The sequence below is a fragment of the Bradyrhizobium sp. genome, assembly GCF_004799405.1.
GTDB lineage: Bacteria > Pseudomonadota > Alphaproteobacteria > Rhizobiales > Xanthobacteraceae > Bradyrhizobium.
The window spans coordinates 59180-76435 of sequence record NZ_SSMW01000135.1; the positions used below are offsets into that span (position 1 = coordinate 59180).

18 protein-coding genes are annotated in these 17256 nt (G+C 65.3%); 13 read left to right on the plus strand and 5 right to left on the minus strand.

Going from position 1 to position 17256, the window contains the following annotated elements; all coding sequences use genetic code 11:
- The first annotated feature begins 64 nt into the window (after positions 1-64).
- Both gluQRS and E7813_RS21410 read left to right on the plus strand, forming a co-directional pair.
- Positions 65-961 carry a tRNA glutamyl-Q(34) synthetase GluQRS gene (gluQRS, locus tag E7813_RS21405; RefSeq protein ID WP_291577252.1) on the plus strand — a complete coding sequence of 299 codons (897 nt, stop codon included), beginning with the start codon at positions 65-67 and terminating at the stop codon, positions 959-961.
- 72 nt (positions 962-1033) lie between these two features.
- On the plus strand, positions 1034-2251 hold the full coding sequence (locus E7813_RS21410; RefSeq protein WP_291577253.1) for an ATP-binding protein: 1218 nt from the start codon (positions 1034-1036) through the stop codon (positions 2249-2251).
- Here the strand turns inward: E7813_RS21410 and E7813_RS21415 are convergent.
- Positions 2178-3071: a YihY/virulence factor BrkB family protein gene (locus E7813_RS21415; protein ID WP_291577254.1), complete on the minus strand. Its 894-nt coding sequence runs from the start codon at positions 3069-3071 to the stop codon at positions 2178-2180. The two genes, E7813_RS21410 and E7813_RS21415, sit on opposite strands and share 74 nt — an antisense overlap.
- Before the next feature lie 176 nt (positions 3072-3247).
- Here E7813_RS21415 and E7813_RS21420 point away from each other — a divergent pair, with 176 nt between their 5' ends.
- The 5 genes from E7813_RS21420 to E7813_RS21440 all read left to right on the plus strand — a co-directional run bounded on the left by E7813_RS21420 (position 3248) and on the right by E7813_RS21440 (position 6837).
- The gene (locus tag E7813_RS21420; RefSeq protein WP_291577255.1) at positions 3248-3442 is read left to right on the plus strand and encodes a twin transmembrane helix small protein; all 195 of its coding nucleotides are present in this window, start codon (positions 3248-3250) and stop codon (positions 3440-3442) included.
- A gap of 22 nt (positions 3443-3464) precedes the next feature.
- Complete coding sequence (locus tag E7813_RS21425) at positions 3465-4037, plus strand: cob(I)yrinic acid a,c-diamide adenosyltransferase (RefSeq protein ID WP_291577256.1); 573 nt, start codon at positions 3465-3467, stop codon at positions 4035-4037.
- Between the two features lie 114 nt (positions 4038-4151).
- Entirely contained in the window at positions 4152-4901 is a 750-nt protein-coding gene (locus E7813_RS21430; RefSeq protein WP_291577258.1) for an electron transfer flavoprotein subunit beta/FixA family protein, read from the plus strand.
- Entirely contained in the window at positions 4902-5852 is a 951-nt protein-coding gene (locus tag E7813_RS21435) for an FAD-binding protein (protein ID WP_291577260.1), read from the plus strand.
- 103 nt (positions 5853-5955) lie between these two features.
- On the plus strand, positions 5956-6837 hold the full coding sequence (locus tag E7813_RS21440; protein ID WP_291577262.1) for a 3-hydroxybutyryl-CoA dehydrogenase: 882 nt from the start codon (positions 5956-5958) through the stop codon (positions 6835-6837).
- A gap of 62 nt (positions 6838-6899) precedes the next feature.
- On the opposite strand, the gene E7813_RS21445 is transcribed toward E7813_RS21440, so the two are convergent.
- Positions 6900-7574, minus strand: a complete 675-nt coding sequence (locus tag E7813_RS21445) for a TlpA disulfide reductase family protein (protein ID WP_291577265.1) — start codon at positions 7572-7574, stop codon at positions 6900-6902.
- Positions 7575-7677: 103 nt separating this feature from the next.
- Between E7813_RS21445 and argH the strand changes: the two genes are divergently transcribed.
- The 3 genes from argH to lysA all read left to right on the plus strand — a co-directional run bounded on the left by argH (position 7678) and on the right by lysA (position 10875).
- Positions 7678-9075, plus strand: coding sequence for an argininosuccinate lyase (gene argH / locus E7813_RS21450; RefSeq protein WP_291577266.1), 1398 nt, complete (start codon positions 7678-7680; stop codon positions 9073-9075).
- 91 nt (positions 9076-9166) lie between these two features.
- The gene (locus E7813_RS21455; protein ID WP_291577268.1) at positions 9167-9439 is read left to right on the plus strand and encodes a lipoprotein; all 273 of its coding nucleotides are present in this window, start codon (positions 9167-9169) and stop codon (positions 9437-9439) included.
- A gap of 170 nt (positions 9440-9609) precedes the next feature.
- Entirely contained in the window at positions 9610-10875 is a 1266-nt protein-coding gene (gene lysA / locus E7813_RS21460; protein ID WP_291577270.1) for a diaminopimelate decarboxylase, read from the plus strand.
- A gap of 10 nt (positions 10876-10885) precedes the next feature.
- Here the strand turns inward: lysA and E7813_RS21465 are convergent, their stop codons facing one another.
- Complete coding sequence (locus tag E7813_RS21465) at positions 10886-11266, minus strand: carboxymuconolactone decarboxylase family protein (RefSeq protein WP_291577271.1); 381 nt, start codon at positions 11264-11266, stop codon at positions 10886-10888.
- A 168-nt stretch (positions 11267-11434) separates the two neighbouring features.
- Here E7813_RS21465 and E7813_RS21470 point away from each other — a divergent pair, with 168 nt between their 5' ends.
- The gene (locus E7813_RS21470; protein ID WP_291577272.1) at positions 11435-13972 is read left to right on the plus strand and encodes a TIGR02302 family protein; all 2538 of its coding nucleotides are present in this window, start codon (positions 11435-11437) and stop codon (positions 13970-13972) included.
- 186 nt (positions 13973-14158) lie between these two features.
- On the opposite strand, the gene E7813_RS21475 is transcribed toward E7813_RS21470, so the two are convergent.
- Positions 14159-14536, minus strand: a complete 378-nt coding sequence (locus E7813_RS21475) for a response regulator (protein WP_291577273.1) — start codon at positions 14534-14536, stop codon at positions 14159-14161.
- Positions 14537-14575: 39 nt separating this feature from the next.
- On the minus strand, positions 14576-15481 hold the full coding sequence (locus E7813_RS21480; protein ID WP_291577274.1) for an MJ0042-type zinc finger domain-containing protein: 906 nt from the start codon (positions 15479-15481) through the stop codon (positions 14576-14578).
- A gap of 129 nt (positions 15482-15610) precedes the next feature.
- Here E7813_RS21480 and ftsE point away from each other — a divergent pair, with 129 nt between their 5' ends.
- Both ftsE and E7813_RS21490 read left to right on the plus strand, forming a co-directional pair.
- Complete coding sequence (ftsE, locus tag E7813_RS21485; protein ID WP_291577275.1) at positions 15611-16270, plus strand: cell division ATP-binding protein FtsE; 660 nt, start codon at positions 15611-15613, stop codon at positions 16268-16270.
- A complete protein-coding gene (locus E7813_RS21490) occupies positions 16263-17234 on the plus strand; it encodes an ABC transporter permease (RefSeq protein ID WP_291577276.1) in 972 nt (323 codons plus the stop codon). Before ftsE ends, E7813_RS21490 begins: the two co-directional genes overlap by 8 nt.
- The last annotated feature ends 22 nt before the right edge of the window (positions 17235-17256 follow it).

Sequence of the window (17256 nt, forward strand, 5' to 3'; positions counted from 1 at the left end):
TCGTGAAAAAGATGGATTGCCGGAGCGCAGACAAGTCTACGTAGTCTGCCTAAAGCAGACTACTATGTCCGGCAACGACGAGTTTCGATCGATGCCGCCTGTCTTCCGCTTTGCGCCGAGCCCGAACGGCTATCTGCATCTCGGCCACGCTTTGTCGGCGTTGCTCAATGACGACCTGGCGCGAAAGGCGAGCGGCCGGTTGCTGCTGCGCATCGAGGACATCGACACGGCCCGCTGCAGGCCGGAATTCGAGGCCGCGATCTATCAAGACCTCGGCTGGCTCGGCATCGCCTGGGAGCAGCCGGTGCGGCGGCAATCCGAGCACCTGGCCCGCTACCGCCAGGCGATCGAGAAGCTTTCAGCCGAGGGCCTGGTTTACCCGAGCTTCGAGAGCCGCGCCGAGATCGCGAGGCTGCTGGCGCAGCAGGATGCGAATTCCCGCTGGCCGTGCGACCCCGACGGCGTGCCGCTCTATCCGGGCGCGGCAAAGTCGCTGCCATCGGGCGAGCGTACGCGCCTGCTTGAATCGGGCGCGCCCTATGCGCTGCGGCTCGATATGGCCGCTGCATGCGCGCGCGCCGGCGATCTCGGCTGGATCGAAGACGGCGAAGGTCCCGATGGTGAAACCGGCGCGGTGACCGCGCGGCCGCAAGCCTGGGGCGACGTCATCCTCGCGCGCAAGGAGACGCCGACCAGCTATCACCTCGCGGTGGTGGTCGACGACGCCTTGCAAGGCGTGACCGACGTGGTCCGGGGGCGGGACCTGTTTTGGTCGACCAGCGTCCATCGGTTGCTGCAGCGATTGCTCGATTTGCCGCAGCCGGCCTACCGGCACCACCGCCTTATTCTCGACGGCGCGGGAGGCAAGCTTTCGAAATCGACCGCGGCTACCGGCCTTCGGGAACTCCGCGCCGCGGGAGCGACGCCAACGGGCATCCGCCGTCTGGTCGGCCTTGCCTGAGCCGAAACATCGTCCGGCGTGACTCCGCCAGCCTGGCCATGGCATGGTGAGGCCAGCAGGGTCGGGGGAATCATGGCGCCTAAATCGCGCCCGCGGCGCACCAAGCGGCCTGCGAAAAAACGGCCGCCGAACAAGCGCGCCACCAGGACCGCCTCGCCCGGCATGGTCGAGGTGGCGCTGGCCGCGTTTGCGCACGAGGTGCGCACGCCACTCACCGGAATTCTGGCGATCAGCGATCTGTTGGCGACATCCGACCTCGGCGAGCGCGAGCGGCGCTGGGCCGATACCATCAAGGCCGGCGCCGAGCATCTCGCCAGCCTCGCGACACTGTTCGTCGATGCGGCGCGGAGCGGCGGCGCCGGGCTTGGCGTGCGGCAGGACTTCTTCGATTTGCGGGCGCTGGCGCGCAGCGCCGGCGATTCACTGGCGGGACGGGCCACCGCCAAGGGCCTGCAATCGTCGGTCGAGATTTCCGAACAGCTTCCGGCATTCGTGACCGGCGATCCGGTGCGCCTGCGCGCCGCGCTGGAAAACCTGATCGACAACGCGGTGAAGTTCACCGAAGCCGGCGCCGTCGCATTGGCGGTGGCGCCGATCCGTGCCGTGAAAGGCAAGGTCGGCGTCGCCTTTGCGGTTTCCGACAGCGGAATCGGCCTCACCCTCGGCGAGATCAAGCGCCTGTTCCGCCCGTTCTCGCAGGCCAATGTCAGCATCGCGTCGCGATTCGGCGGCGCCGGGCTGGGCCTGTCGTCGGTGAAACAACTGGCGCGCGCGATGGGAGGCGACATCGCCGTGACCCAGCGGCGCAATGGCGGAACTACCTTCACGCTGACGGTGGTCCTGACCCGCGCGAAGCTGTCGAAACCGGCCGTTGCAGGCGCCGGTCCCGAAACCTCGCCGGACCCGGGACGGGCGCTACGCATTCTCAGCGTCGAGGACAATCCGTTCGGCCGCGTCGTGCTCAATGCGATCCTCACCGAACTCGGTCATCAGGCGGAATTCATCGGGCGCGGCGAGATTGCCGCCGAGCGCATCGCGCAGGGCGGTTTCGACGCCGTGCTGATGGACATGGTGCTGCCGGGCATTACCGGCATCGAGGCCATCAGGCGGATTCGTCAGTTAGGCGCGCCGTTCGGCCGCATTGCGATCGTCGGGGTATCGGGCCGCGGCGAAGACGAGGCGGCCTCGCGCGCGGCCGGCGCCGACGCCTTTCTGGTCAAGCCTGTGAGTCCGCGGGCTTTAGCGACTGTGCTGCGTGAAGCGACACGCCGTGCGGCAGCTTCGACTTGATGATCGCCGCGTTGAGTTCGCCGCCATAGACGAAGATCGCGGCGATGAAATACAGGAACACCAGCGCAATGATGACCGACGCCAGCCCCGCATACATGGTGACGTAGTTGTTGGCGAACCGCGCGAGGTATTGCCCGAACACGATGCCCGACACCAGCGACGCCACCATGGTGAAGATGATGCCGGGCAGGATCTGCAGCAGCCTGCGGCGTCCCGCCGGAAGCCACAGATGCAGGATGAAGAGGGCGATGATCAGCGCGGTGACGGTGATGCCGTAGCGCATCAGGTTGAGATAGTTTTCGTTGCTCTCGACGATCAGCGGAATATGCCGCCGTGCGGCTTCCAGCATCAGTGGACCCAGCACGATCATGAATGCCATTGCCAGCGAACTGAACGCAGCGACCAGCGTATAGCCGATCGATTCCAGCCGCAGCCAGTACCAGCGGCGCGGTTCGAGCACCGAATAGGCGCGGTTGAGCGCCACGCGCAGCGCTTCGACGCCGTTGGAGGCGAAATACACCGCGAGCACCGCGCCGATGGTCAGGATGTCGCCGCGGCTTGTCGTCAGTACGTCGTGAATCTCGCCCGCCAGCGAATCGGCGACCTGCTTTGGCCAGACTTGCAGCAGCAGTCCGACCGCCTGGTCGGCGAGTTCCTTCGAGCCGAAAAAGCCGGCCAGCGAGGTCAGCACGATCAGGAACGGAAACAGCGCCATCAGCGTCGAGAGCGCGATGTGGCTGGCGATCGCCCAGCCGTCATCGGCCAGAAACGTGTAGAACGCGTCGATGGTGACGTGAAAGATGTAGCGGACTTGCCTCACATTTCACCTTGGCCTGATGGAAGAGGGGTTCGACCGGCGCATCGATGCAACAGACTCTCCGGCGACGACACTACGCTACCATCTGATATTATTGAGCTAAAAGCCAGATCGTAACACCATCGTCGCGGCCGGCCGGGATCATGGCGGAGCGCCCAACGCGGTGTTATGTAGCGCCGATGGCATCCTTTCTGAGCTCGATTCTTCTTCCCCTGGCGGTTGCCGCCGTTGCGCTGGTGCTGCTATTGGGCCTGATCAACATGATGCGGGGCGGATCGCCGAATCGGTCCCAGAGGCTGATGCGGTTACGGGTGTTGCTGCAATTCGTCGCGATCGTCATCACCATGCTCACGGTCTGGGCCATGGGGCGCTGAAGCGCTAAAGGGGAGATGGATCATGGTCGTCCTCAATCGTATCTACACGCGAACCGGCGATGACGGTACCACGGCGCTCGGCAGCGGCGAACGCCGTCCGAAATACGATCTGCGCATCGCTGCCTATGGAACCGTCGACGAAACCAACGCCGCCATCGGCATCGTACGGCTGCATCTGGCGCAAGCGCGCGACCTCGATGCGATGCTGGGCCTCGTCCAGAACGACCTGTTCGATCTCGGCGCCGATCTTGCGGTGCCCCAGCGCGAAGGCAAGGCGGAACGCCTGAGGATGCTGTCGAGCCAGGTCGAACGCCTCGAGCACGATATCGACAGCTTGAATGCGAAGCTGGCGCCGCTGACCTCTTTCGTGCTGCCCGGCGGCACGCCGGCTGCGGCCTATCTGCACCTGGCGCGAACCATATGCCGCAGGGCGGAACGGATCATGGTGGAACTCGCGGCCCAGCCCAACGAGCCGGTCGGCGACGCCGCGATCCAGTATATGAACCGGCTGTCGGATTTCCTGTTCGTCGCCAGCCGCGCGATGAACGATAACGGCGCCGGGGACGTGCTGTGGGTGCCCGGCCAGAACCGTTAAACGCGCTCAGCCGGGGCCGATTTTTGGCCTTCGCGCGTTGACCGGGGTAGGCGGGACCTTTAGGTTCCGCGCCCAAGCTGATCAATACGCAAAAATGCAAGCGAAAGAGGATCGATGAAGGTTCTGGTGCCGGTCAAGCGGGTGGTCGATTACAATGTCAAGGTCCGGGTCAAAAGCGACGGATCGGGCGTCGAACTGTCCAATGTCAAGATGTCGATGAATCCCTTCGACGAGATCGCGGTCGAGGAGGCCCTGCGGCTGCGGGAAGCCGGCAAGGCAACCGAAGTGGTGGTGGTCTCGATCGGCCCGGCGCAGGCCTCGGAAACCATCCGGACCGGTCTTGCGATGGGCGCCGATCGCGGCATCCTGGTCAAGGCGGACGGCAATGTCGAACCGCTGGCGGTGGCGAAGATCCTCAAAGCGATCGCCGATGAAGAAAAGCCCGGCCTCGTCATTCTCGGCAAGCAGGCGATCGACGACGACTCCAACCAGACCGGCCAGATGCTGGCCGCCCTGCTCGGTTGGTCGCAGGCGACCTTCGCTTCCAAGCTTGAAGTCGACGGTTCCGATTTCAAAGTGACGCGTGAAGTCGACGGCGGCCTGCAGACCGTGAAACTGAAGGGCCCCGCGATCGTCACCACCGACTTGCGGTTGAACGAACCGCGCTACGCCAGCCTGCCCAACATCATGAAGGCCAAGAAGAAGCCGATCGCCGACAAGACCGCGGCCGACTACGGCGTCGATCTGACAGCCCACCTGGAAATCCTCAAGACCTCCGAGCCGCCGGGCCGCAAGGGAGGCGTCAAGGTCAAGGACGTCGCCGAGCTGGTATCGAAGCTCAAGAATGAAGCCGGGGTTCTCTAGATGACGACGCTGTTGATTGCCGAACACGAGCACGAAGTTTTAAAGGACTCCACCAACAAGGCGCTGACCGCGGCCGCCCAACTCGGCGCCGAGGTCCATATCCTGGTCGCCGGCGGCGGCGAGGGTACCAGGGCTGCGGCTGAAGCTGCGGCCAAACTCGCCGGCGTCAAAAAGGTTTTGCTCGCCGAAGGCGATGCCTACGCCCATGACCTGGCCGAGCCGCTGGCGGCGCTGATCGTGGCGCTGGCCCCCGGCTATGACGCTTTCGTCGCGCCCGCAACCTCGCGCTTCAAGAACGTGATGCCGCGGGTCGCGGCGCTGCTCGACGTGATGCAGGTGTCGGAAATCATCAAGGTGGTTTCGCCTGATACTTTCGAGCGGCCGATCTATGCCGGCAACGCGATCCAGACCGTGAAATCGAAAGACGCCAAGAAGGTCATCACGGTGCGGACCTCGACATTCGCCGCGGCCGGCGGCGGCGGCAGCGCGGCGATAGAAAATGCCGCATCCGCGGCCGATCCCGGCCTGTCGAGTTTTGTCGGCGAGGAAGTCGCGAAAAGCGACCGTCCCGAACTGACCTCGGCGAAGATCATCGTCTCCGGCGGCCGCGCCATGCAGAGCCGCGAGAATTTTGCCAAATACATCGAGCCGCTGGCCGACGCGCTCGGCGCCGGCGTCGGCGCGTCACGCGCCGCGGTCGATGCCGGATACGCACCGAACGACTGGCAGGTCGGCCAGACCGGCAAGGTGGTGGCGCCGGAACTCTATATCGCCATCGGCATATCGGGCGCGATCCAGCACCTCGCCGGCATGAAGGATTCCAAGGTGATTGTCGCGATCAACAAGGATGAAGACGCGCCGATCTTCCAGGTCGCCGATTACGGCCTGGTCGCCGATCTGTACCAGGTGGTTCCCCAACTGACCGAGGCGATCGGCAAGCTCGGGAAATAATGACGATTGAATCAGCCGGCCGGATGAACGGATTCCGGCCAGTGTTTATACAAAGGGACGGGCAGGCGCGGGGTTCGCAGCGTCGCCCCGGTGAGATGACAAGATGGCGGTTATGATCAAGAAGGTCGGCGTAATCGGCTCGGGCCAGATGGGCAACGGCATCGCGCATGTGGCGGCATTGGCCGGGTTCGACGTGGTGCTCAACGACGTGTCGGCCGATCGGCTGAAGTCGGGTATGGCGACCATCAACGGCAATTTGTCGCGCCAGGTCTCCAAGAAGATCATCACCGAGGACACGCGCAAGCAGGCGCTGGCGCGAATCGCTTCCTCCGAGACCGTGGACGGGCTTGCCGGGTGCGACCTGGTGATCGAGAGCGCGGTCGAAAAGGAAGAGACCAAGCGCAAGATTTTCCACGATGTCTGCGCGGTGCTGAAGCCCGAAGCCATCGTCGCCTCCAACACCTCGTCGATCTCGATCACCCGCCTTGCCGCGTCTACCGACCGGCCCGAGCGCTTCATCGGCATTCATTTCATGAATCCGGTGCCGCTGATGGAGCTGGTCGAATTGATCCGCGGAATTGCCACCGACGACGCCACCTTCGACGCCGCAAAGGATTTCGTGACGAGGCTCGGCAAGCAGATCGCGGTCTCGGAAGATTTTCCGGCCTTCATCGTCAACCGAATCCTGCTGCCGATGATCAACGAGGCGATCTACACGCTGTATGAGGGGGTCGGAAACGTCGAGGCAATCGATGCCGCGATGAAGCTCGGCGCCCACCATCCGATGGGGCCGCTCGAGCTCGCCGATTTCATCGGCCTCGATACCTGTCTGTCGATCATGCAGGTGCTGCACGAGGGTCTGGCGGACTCCAAGTACCGGCCGTGTCCGCTGCTGGTGAAATACGTCGAGGCCGGCTGGCTCGGTCGCAAGACCCAGCGCGGCTTCTACGACTATCGCGGCGACAAGCCGGTCCCGACGCGCTAGAGTTCGTCAAGCCCGCGTATGACAACCTGATTTTTTTGACGACCTGAGCTTATGGCTGCCTCTTACGGCGCAATCGCCGCCGCGATCAGCTTCATGGCGTCGTCGCTGTCCCATTCCGCCGGCCCGGCAATCGTGGCGATCTCGCAGCCCTGACCGTCGACCAGCACCGAGGTCGGCATCCCCAGCGCTCGGCCTATGCTTTTAAGATCCTGGAAAACCTTGGCTTTTGGATCGCTGAAATAGCCAAGCCCGGTCAGCTTGGCGTCTTTCAGGAAGTTCTTCGGCTTTTCCGGGTCGCGGGTGTCGATGTTGACGGCGACCACCTGGAAATTCGCGCCGCCCAGCCGGTTTTGCAGGGCGTCAAGCGCCGGCATCTCCTTGCGGCAGGGCACGCACCAGGTCGCCCACAGGTTCACCAGCACGGTGCGGCCATGCCAGTCCGAGAGTTTTCTGGGCTTGCCGTCGGCATCCTCGAAGGCGAGGTCCGGCAGCCTCAGGGGAGTTGTGGCCATGGTTAACGCTGCGACTTCGCCATGGGCCAAGGGCGCGATCCTGCCGGAAAGCGCCACCGCCGGGCGGCAGGCGGGATCGCCGGCGGTGTTGCGCTTGAGCGCGCCAAAGCCGTATATCCCGGCAAACCCGATCACAGCCCCGATCAACACCGCCGCGATCGCGTAAGGAATCCGGCGTGTGGCGGTGGGGCGGGGCGGGGATTGTTCAGGCATATCGTTTGTCATCCTGTATCAGATACGGCTATGCAGGGTTTTGGTCGCGCAGGTTGCGCCCCGGAACGATGCGTTTGGGCGTGACCATCGGCAGCAGATTCATGAGTAACAGGTCATGAGCAACAAGATGTGGGGCGGCCGGTTCACCGAGCGCCCCGACGCCATTATGGAGGAAATCAACGTCTCCATCGACGTCGATCGGCACCTGTATGCCCAGGACATTGCCGCGTCCAAGGCCCATGCCGCGATGCTGTCCGCGCAAGGCATTATCACCGCGAACGATGCGAAAAATATCGCCAGGGGTCTAGACACGATTTTGTCAGAGATCGGCAACGGATCGTTCGATTTCAAGCGCGCGCTCGAGGACATTCACATGAATGTCGAGAGCAGGCTCGGCGAGTTGATCGGCCCCGCGGCGGGAAGGCTGCACACCGCGCGTTCGCGCAACGATCAGGTGGCGACCGATTTCCGGCTCTACGTCCGGGACACCATCGACGAGACCGATGCGGCGCTGGCCGCGTTCCAGCAGGCGCTGGTGGCGCGGGCGATCGAACATGCCGGCACCGTGATGCCGGGCTTTACCCATTTGCAGACCGCGCAGCCGGTGACGTTCGGGCATCATCTGCTCGCCTATGTCGAGATGACGGCGCGCGACCGCGGCCGCTTTGCCGATGCGCGCAACCGCCTCAATGAATCGCCGCTGGGGGCTGCCGCGCTGGCCGGCACCTCGTTCCCGATCGATCGCGCCGCCACCGCGAAGGCGCTCGGCTTCGACCGGCCGATGGCCAATTCGCTCGACGCGGTTTCGGATCGCGACTTCGTGCTGGAGACCTTGTCGGCGGCGGCGATCGCATCCGTGCACCTGTCGCGCTTCGCCGAGGAAATCGTGATCTGGACCTCGCCGCTGGTGGGGCTGGTGCGGCTGAGCGACAAGTACACCACCGGCTCCTCGATCATGCCGCAGAAACGCAATCCGGATGCCGCCGAACTGGTCCGCGCCAAGACCGGCCGGGTGATCGGCGCGCTGACCGCACTGCTGATCGTGATGAAGGGCCTGCCGCTGGCCTATCAAAAGGACATGCAGGAGGACAAGCAGGGCGCGATGGAGGCCTTTGGCGCGCTTTCGCTGGCGATCCGGGCGATGACGGCAATGGTCGCCGACATGGTGCCGGACCAGGCGCGGATGAAGGCCGCCGCGGGTGAGGGCTATGCCACCGCCACCGACCTTGCCGATTGGCTGGTGCGGACGCTGAAGATGCCATTCCGCGACGCCCATCATGTCACCGGGCGCATTGTCGCCAGGGCGTCGAAACGGGGCGTGCCGTTACACCAACTGGCGCTTGAGGAAATGCAGGCGATCGAGCCGAAAATCACCAGGGACGCCCTGAGCGTTCTCTCGGTCGAAGCCTCGGTGAAAAGCCGGACGAGCTATGGCGGCACGGCTCCGAAAAACGTGCTGGCGCAGGCCAAAGCCTGGCTCAAGCGACTGGAAAAAGAGCGGAAATTAGGCTGAGCCGGCAAATTTCACTGGAAATTCAGCTCGCTGCAGGTCTCGCCAGAACCGGGCAATCTTTGTATGGTGCCGCCGCATCGGGGATTTTGTCGTGAATCGCAACTACCGTCCAACATCCAGCGGATGGGCCCTCATCCTGCTGAGCGCCGCCGTGCTGGCGCTTGGCGGCTGCGGGCGCAAAGGCGGCCTCGATTTGCCGCCGGCCGCCTCGCCGCAGGCGACCGCGGCGGCAGCGGCCGAATCCGGCGCCGAGGAGGCGCCGAAACCGGGCGCGCTTGCGCCGACTGCCGAAAGGGGTCAGGGGCCGAAAGCTGCCAAGGGCGCCAAGAAGCGCATCATTCTCGACCCGCTGCTGGACGACTGAGCCGGTGCGGTGGATTTGACATCCGCTACGGTTTTTCCGCGAGCTCTCATTGCGAATGTCAAATCCAGGGCCGCAGCAGAATTAGTTTTGGCCGGTGTTCCCTTGGGTTCTAACATTCGCAAAAGTATTCGCTGCGAGGGGATGCGAATGTCAGAATTGGAACACCAGCCATGAACCACTTCGATTATCGCGACGGCGTGCTTTGCGCCGAGGCGGTGAATCTTTCCGATCTGGCGGATGCGGTCGGCACGCCGTTCTACTGCTATTCGACCGCGACCCTGGAGCGCCATTACCGGGTGTTCAGCGACGCCTTCGCCGGTGAGAAGGCGCTGGTGTGCTACGCCATGAAGGCCAACTCCAACCAGTCGGTGTTGCGCACGCTGGCCAGGCTTGGCGCCGGCGCGGACGTGGTTTCCGGCGGCGAGTTGAAGCGCGCGCTGGCGGCCGGCATCCCGCCGCAGAAGATTTTGTTCTCGGGGATCGGCAAGACCGAAACCGAACTGCGCGCCGCGCTGGCCGAAGACATTCTTTGCATCAACGTCGAATCCGAACCCGAACTGGAATTGCTGTCGCGGATCGCCAGCGAGATGGGGCGGGTGGCGCGGATCTCGGTTCGGGTCAATCCCGACGTCGATTCCGGCTCGCACGCGAAGATCTCGACCGGCAAGTCGGAGAACAAGTTCGGCGTGCCGCTGACCCGCGCCCGCGCGGTCTATGCCCGCGCCGCCAGGCTGCCGGGGATCAAGGTCACCGGCGTCGACATGCATATCGGCAGCCAGATCATCGAGCTGGCTCCGATGGAAGCCGCGTTCCGGATGCTGGCCGAGTTCGTGCAGGTGCTGCGCGCCGATGGCCACACTATCGCGCATATCGATTTCGGCGGCGGGTTAGGCATCCCGTACTACATGGACCGCGCGGCGCCGCCGGAGCCGGCGGCCTACGCCGCGATGGTCAAGCGCGTCACCCACAATCTCGGCTGCACGCTGATGTTCGAGCCGGGCCGCATGATCGTCGGCAATGCCGGCATTCTGGTCACCCGCGTGATTTATGTGAAGCATGGCGACGCCAGGAATTTCGTCATCATCGACGCCGCGATGAACGACCTGATCCGCCCCACTCTGTACGAGGCGCATCACGACATCCTGCCGGTTCGCCAGGCCGCGCAAGGCGCGCATTCTATCGTCGCCGACGTGGTCGGGCCGGTCTGCGAAAGCGGCGACTATCTCGCGCTCGGGCGCACCATGCCCGAGCCCCGATCGGGCGATCTTTTGGCCGTGATGACCGCCGGCGCCTACGGCGCGGTGCAGTCCGGCACCTACAACACCAGGGCGCTGATCCCGGAAGTGCTGGTCAAGGACGACCAGTACGCGGTGGTGCGGCCACGGCTCGATGTCGATGCCGTGATCGCGATGGACAAGCTGGCGCCGTGGCTGTGAGTGTATTCTTTCAGCCCTTGTCGATCTCGGCGAACACTTCGCGCGCGATGCGAAAGCTGTCGACGCCGGCGGGTACGCCGGCATAGATCGCCACCTGCATGAAGATCTCGCGGATCTCGTCCTTGGTCACGCCGTTGACCAGCGCGCCCTTGATATGCACCCGCAATTCGTGCGGCCGGTTGAGGATCGAGATCATCGCCAGGTTGAGCATGCTGCGGGTCTTGCGCGGCAGTTCCTCGCGGCCCCACACCGCGCCCCAGCAGTATTCGGTGACCAGTTCCTGAAACGGCTTGTTGAAACCGTCGGCGTTCTTCAGCGCGTTGGCGACATAGACCTCGCCCAGCACTGCCTTGCGAATTTCCAGTCCTTTGTCGTGCGTTTTCTTGTCCATGATGTTTGCTCCGTGGCGATGGCGTCGGACGTTACGGGGTCGCAGCCCGGCAGTCACGCCTTCGTGTTATGCGGATTCCCGGGTGTGGGTTGCCGCTTCCGGGCGGGTGCCTCATTGCCGCCTTTGTGCTAGGGTGCTGCTTCGGCTGCTTCGTTTTTGGAGGGTTTGTTGAGCGGCGCCACCCCCGATCCGTCAGAGCCCGCGCGCGACCCCGATGCGGTTGCCAGGCTGCGGCTGGCCGAGGCCCTGCAGCGGGCACGCTATGCGATCGCGTGGGAGCGAGGCTGGCCGCATCTGGCGCGGCTGTTGACCGTCATCGGCCTGTTTCTGGTGGTGTCCTGGGCCGGATTGTGGCTGGCGCTGCCGTTTGTCGCGCGCGCCATCGGGCTCGGCCTGTTCGTGCTGCTGGCGCTGGGCGCGCTGTTTCCGCTGGTACGATTCCGCTGGCCGAGCCGCGAAGAGGGCCTGAGCCGGCTCGACCGCGGCACCGGCATCCGCCATCGTCCGGCCACCGCGCTTACCGATACGGTCGCGACCCAGGATCCGGTCGCGCTGGCGCTGTGGCAGGCGCAGCGCGCGCGCACCTTGGCGTCGATCAAGCGCATCCGCGCCGGGCTGCCTTCGCCGCGGCTTGCGATCCACGATCCCTGGGCGTTGCGCACCCTGGTCGCGGTGATGTTGGTCGCGGCCTATGTAGCGGCGGGCGACGAGCGCGCCATGCGGGTAGCCGCGGCGTTCGACTGGAACGGCGTGCTGTCGCCGGCCAATATCCGGGTCGATGCCTGGGTGACGCCGCCGGTCTATACCGGCAAGCCTCCGATCATTCTGTCCGCGGCCAACAAGGAAGCCGCGGTCCCCTTCGCAGGCCCGTTGCCGGTCCCGGCCGGCAGCACGTTGATCGTGCGCTCGAGCGGCGGCTCGCTCGAGGTGATCGCCGGCGGCGGCGTGAGCGAAGTAGCGCCGGCCGAGCAGGCGCCCAAGGGCACCAACGAACGACATTTCACCATTGCCGGCGACGGCACCGCGCATGTCCGCGCGCCCTCCGGCCAGCCGCTCTGGAAATTCAGCGCCACGCCGGACCGCGCCCCCACCATTGCGCTTGCCAAAGACCCGGAACGCCAGGCCCGCGGTTCGCTGCAGCTGTCCTACAAGATCGAGGATGATTACGGCGTCACCGAAGCGCAGGCGCATTTTGCGGTCCGCCCCAACGACGCTGCGAAAGGCGATGCCTCGAAAATTGACGCGCCGAAGGGTGCCGCGGAAGCGCGGCCGCTGTTCGCCGCGCCGCAATTTGCGCTGGGATTGCCGAATGCGCGCACCCGCAACGGGGTCGGTCAGACCGTCAAGGATCTCAGCGAGGACCCGTACGCCGGCGCCGATGTCAGCTTGACCCTGACCGCGAAGGATGAGGCCGGCAACGAGGGGCGCAGCGAGCCGTTCGAGATGCGGCTTCCCGAGCGTCTGTTCACCAAGCCGCTGCCGCGGGCGCTGATCGAGCAGCGCCGCATCCTGGCGCTCGACGCCAACCAGAGTTCGCAGGTCCATGTGGCGCTGGATGCGCTGATGATCGCGCCGGAACTGTTCACCGAGGCCGGCCAGTATCTCGGTCTGTACAGCGTCGCCCGGCAACTCGAAGCCGCCACCAGCGACGACGCGTTGCGCGAGGTGGTCGCCAGCCTGTGGGCGCTCGCCGTCACCATCGAGGACGGCAACATCACCGACGTGGACAAGGCGTTGCGCGCGGCGCAGGAGGCGCTTAAGCAGGCGCTGGAGCGCGGCGCCAGCGACGAAGAAATCAAGAAGCTCACCGAGAACCTGCGCGCCGCGCTGGACAATTTCATCCGCCAGCTCGCCGAACAGATGCGCAACAATCCGCAGCAACTGGCGCGGCCGCTCGATCCCAACACCAGGATGCTGAGCCAGCAGGACTTCAAGAACATGCTCGATCGCATGGAGCGGCTGTCGCGCTCCGGCGACAAGGACGGCGCAAAGCAACTGCTCGAGCAGTTGCAGGAGATGCTGGAAAACCTGCAGATGGCGCAGCCCGGCCAATCCGGCGACGCCGACATGGAGCAGGCGCTCAACGAGCTCGGCGACATGATCCGCAAGCAGCAGCAACTGCGCGACAAGACCTTCAAGCAGGGCCAGGATTCGCGGCGCGACCGCCTGCGCGGCAAGCAGGGCAATCAAGGCATGGGCGACCTGCAGCAGGATCAGCAGGGCCTGCGCGACCGGCTCAAGAAATTGCAGCAGGAGCTTGCCAAGCGCGGCATGGGGCAAAAGGGCGACGGGCAGGGCGACGATCAGGACGGCCTCGGCGAGGCCGACAGCGCCATGGGCGATGCCGACGGACGGCTCGGCGAGGGCAATGCCGACGGCGCGGTGGATTCGCAACAGCAGGCGCTGGAAGGGCTGCAAAAGGGCGCCCGGAGTCTTGCCGAGGCGATGCAGCAGGGCGACGGCGACGGACAGGGCGACGGCCCGGGCACCCGCGCCGGCCGGCAGCAGAGCGGCGGCAATCAGTCCGATCCGCTCGGGCGGCCGCTGCGCGGGCGCGAATACGGCGACGACCTGGTCAAGATCCCCGGCGAAATCGACGTCCAGCGGGTGCGCCGGATCCTGGAAGAACTCCGCCGCCGCCTCGCCGATCCGCAACGCCCGCAGATCGAGCTCGATTACATCGAGCGGCTGCTGAAGGATTATTAGAGTTCCAACGCATGCACGCTGTCATCACCCGCGAAGGCGGGTGATCCAGTATTCCAGAGGCGTCAGAAATTTAGCCGAGAAGCGGCAGCGTACTGGATGCCCCGCTGGAGCCTGTCATTGGGCTCGCCGAAGGCGAGACCCGGTGGCGGAGCATGACAAGCATGTGGTGTTGCCTGGATAGCTTTCTTAACCCCGCCTTCCCGATGCCAGCGCGTCGGCGACGGCGGTGCGGATATCGGCCACCGAAAACGGTTTCGTCACGACGTCATGGGCGATGGCGTTGAGGCCCGAGGCGCGTTCGCGCTGATCGGCGAAACCCGTCATCAGCAGGATCGTCAGGTTGGGGAAATCGCGGGCGGCGGCCAGCGCCAGCGCGATGCCGTCCATCACCGGCATCTGGATATCGGTGAGCAAAAGGTCGATTGCGCCGGCTTCGCGGTTAAGGATCTCCAGCGCTTCCGCGCCGTCTTCGGCGGTGACGGTGTCGTGACCGTCCATGGCGATGGCGCGCGCCACCAGCCTGCGCATCGAATCTTCGTCGTCGGCGATCAGGACCCGCGGCATGGAATCAGGGTCTTTCGCGCGCGGGACCGCGTCGTCATGTCACGCGTTACCGGCGGTGATATCCCGCCTGCTGAAGAAGCGCACGTCGATGTTGCGCGCCTCCGGCGGCGGCGACGCCAACCGCGACTTGAACCAGGCTTTCTCGCCCGGCTTGAGCACGGCCTGCTCCAGCACCGTATTCCAGGCGTAGATCTCGGCGCCCTGGGCGTCGCGAACCGAAAACCGCAGCCGCGGCAATTCGACGGCCTTGCGGGTTTCGCCGACGATCACGCCTTCGATCACCAGCACCGGTTTGCCTTCGACGGTTTCGGTGGTGACCTTGACGTCCTTGAACAGCAGCCCGCGCGAATTGACCTCGAGACCGGCCATTTTGTAGAAGGTCGCGGTCTGCGGCAGCAGCCGCACCACGTCGACGCGCCAGATCACCAGCGCCAGCACCAGCGCGCCCATCGCGGCGCAAACCGTGGTCAGGCTGACGACCGGTTTGCCGGCGGCGCCAAACCATCCCGGCTGCTTCAAAAGGTTTCGCAGCCACGACAGCCGAGGCCGGGGTGCGGCCTCGACGGCGTGCACATCGGCCCTCGCGGCCGACGGCCAGTCGGCCGCCGGCGCGCCCTCGCTGTCGGCCGAAGCCGGCCAGCCGGCTGAAATCGAGGGGCTGTCGACGACCGGGGTTTCATGGTCATGGTCGTGGTGCTGGTCCTGGTCGTGGTTCTGGCCGTCATCCTGGCGCGCGAGGGCTTCCCAGCCCGCGGGGGCCGTATCCCCGGCCGGTTCGCCGGCTGCCGCCATGGCGGGTGCGGCGACGGCAAGCTCGGTTGCATCCTCCGGCCGGGCCAGCCAGACCTCCTTGCAGCGGGAGCAACGCACGGTGCGGCCCGCCGCGCCTAGGGTGGCCAATTCGATGGCGTAAGATGTTGTACAATGCGGGCAAATGATGTGCATGGAGCGATTCTCCACAATGACGCTGCGCCGATGCTACAAGCCGACCGTTAACGAATCGGAAACCATAACCGACGCAAAACCGTTTGGTCCGGGTCGCAACCGCAGCGAACCCGGCGGGCGGAGCTGAGCTTGGTCCGGTTCGAAAACGTCGGATTGCGTTACGGGCTCGGCCCGGAAATTCTGCGCGACCTGAGTTTCCAGATCCCGGCCCATTCCTTCCAGTTCCTCACCGGCCCGTCCGGCGCCGGCAAGACCTCGCTGTTGCGGCTGTTGTTCCTGTCGCTGCGGCCGACCCGCGGCCTGGTCAACCTGTTCGGTAACGACGTGTCGCTGCTCGGCAAGGACCAGGTCGCCGACCTGCGCAAGCGGATCGGCATCGTGCTGCAGGACTTTCGCCTGCTCGATCACATGACGACCTACGAAAACGTGGCGCTGCCGTTCCGGGTGATCGGCCGCGAGGAATCGAGCTACCGCAAGGAGGTCATCGATCTGCTGAAATGGGTCGGGCTCGGCGAGCGGATGGATGCGCTGCCGCCGATCCTGTCCGGCGGCGAAAAGCAACGCGCGGCGATCGCGCGGGCGGTGATCTCGCGGCCGCACCTGTTGCTGGCGGACGAGCCCACCGGCAACGTCGATCCGACCCTGGGACGGCGGCTGCTGCGGCTGTTCATCGAGTTGAACAAGTCCGGTACCGCGGTGATTATCGCGACCCACGACATCAACCTGATGGACCAGTACGAGGCGCGGCGGCTGGTGCTGCATCAAGGGCGGTTGCATATCTATGAGTAGAGCCGATCACGAGCACGGCCCGCTGGTGGATCTCGGCTACGAGCGTCCGCACCTGCCGGCGCTCGCGCGCAACCTGTCTCCGATCGTGCCGCGCGCCTCGATCTCCGGCCGCGCGCTGGTCGCCGTGGTCGCCATCATGACCTACCTCGCCTCGATCACGACCGGCACGGTGCTGCTGGTGAGCGCGTCGGCGGCCGAGTGGCAGTCCGAGGTCGCAAGCGAGATCACCATCCAGGTGCGCCCGACGGCCGGGCGCGATCTCGACCGCGATGCGGCCGCCGCGACCGAAGCGATACGCGGGCAGCCCGGCATCATCGAGATCAAGCCTTTCAGCAAACAGGAGTCCGCCAAGCTGCTGGAGCCGTGGCTCGGCAGCGGACTTTCGTTCGACGAACTGCCGATCCCGCGCGTGATCGTCGCGCGGGTCCAGCCCGGCACGCCGCTCGATCTGGCAGCACTGCGCGCCAGGGTGACGCAGGTGGCGCCGACCGCCAGCGTCGACGATCACCGCGCCTGGATCGAGCGGATGCGGACCATGACCGGCGCCACGGTATTTGCCGGCATCGGCATCCTGGCGCTGGTGATTATCGCGACCATCATTTCGGTATCGTTCGCCACCCGGGGCGCGATGGCGGCCAATCGCCCGATCGTCGAAGTGCTGCACTTCGTCGGCGCCGGCGACCGCTATATCGCCAACCGCTTCCTGCGGCATTTCCTGCGCCTCGGCCTCGAGGGCGGGGTGATCGGCGGCGGCGCCGCGATGCTGACTTTCGGTTTTTCTGAATCGATCGCCGGCTGGTTTTCCGGCACCCCGGTCGGTGACCAGTTCGCGGCCTTGCTGGGGACGTTTTCGCTGCGCCCGTCGGGCTATCTGGCGCTGGCGGCCCAGGCGGTGCTGATCGCGGCGATCACCGCTTTGGCGTCGCGGCGGACGCTGTTCGCCACGCTGGACGACATCGACTGACACGGTTTGCGCAGGATACCGC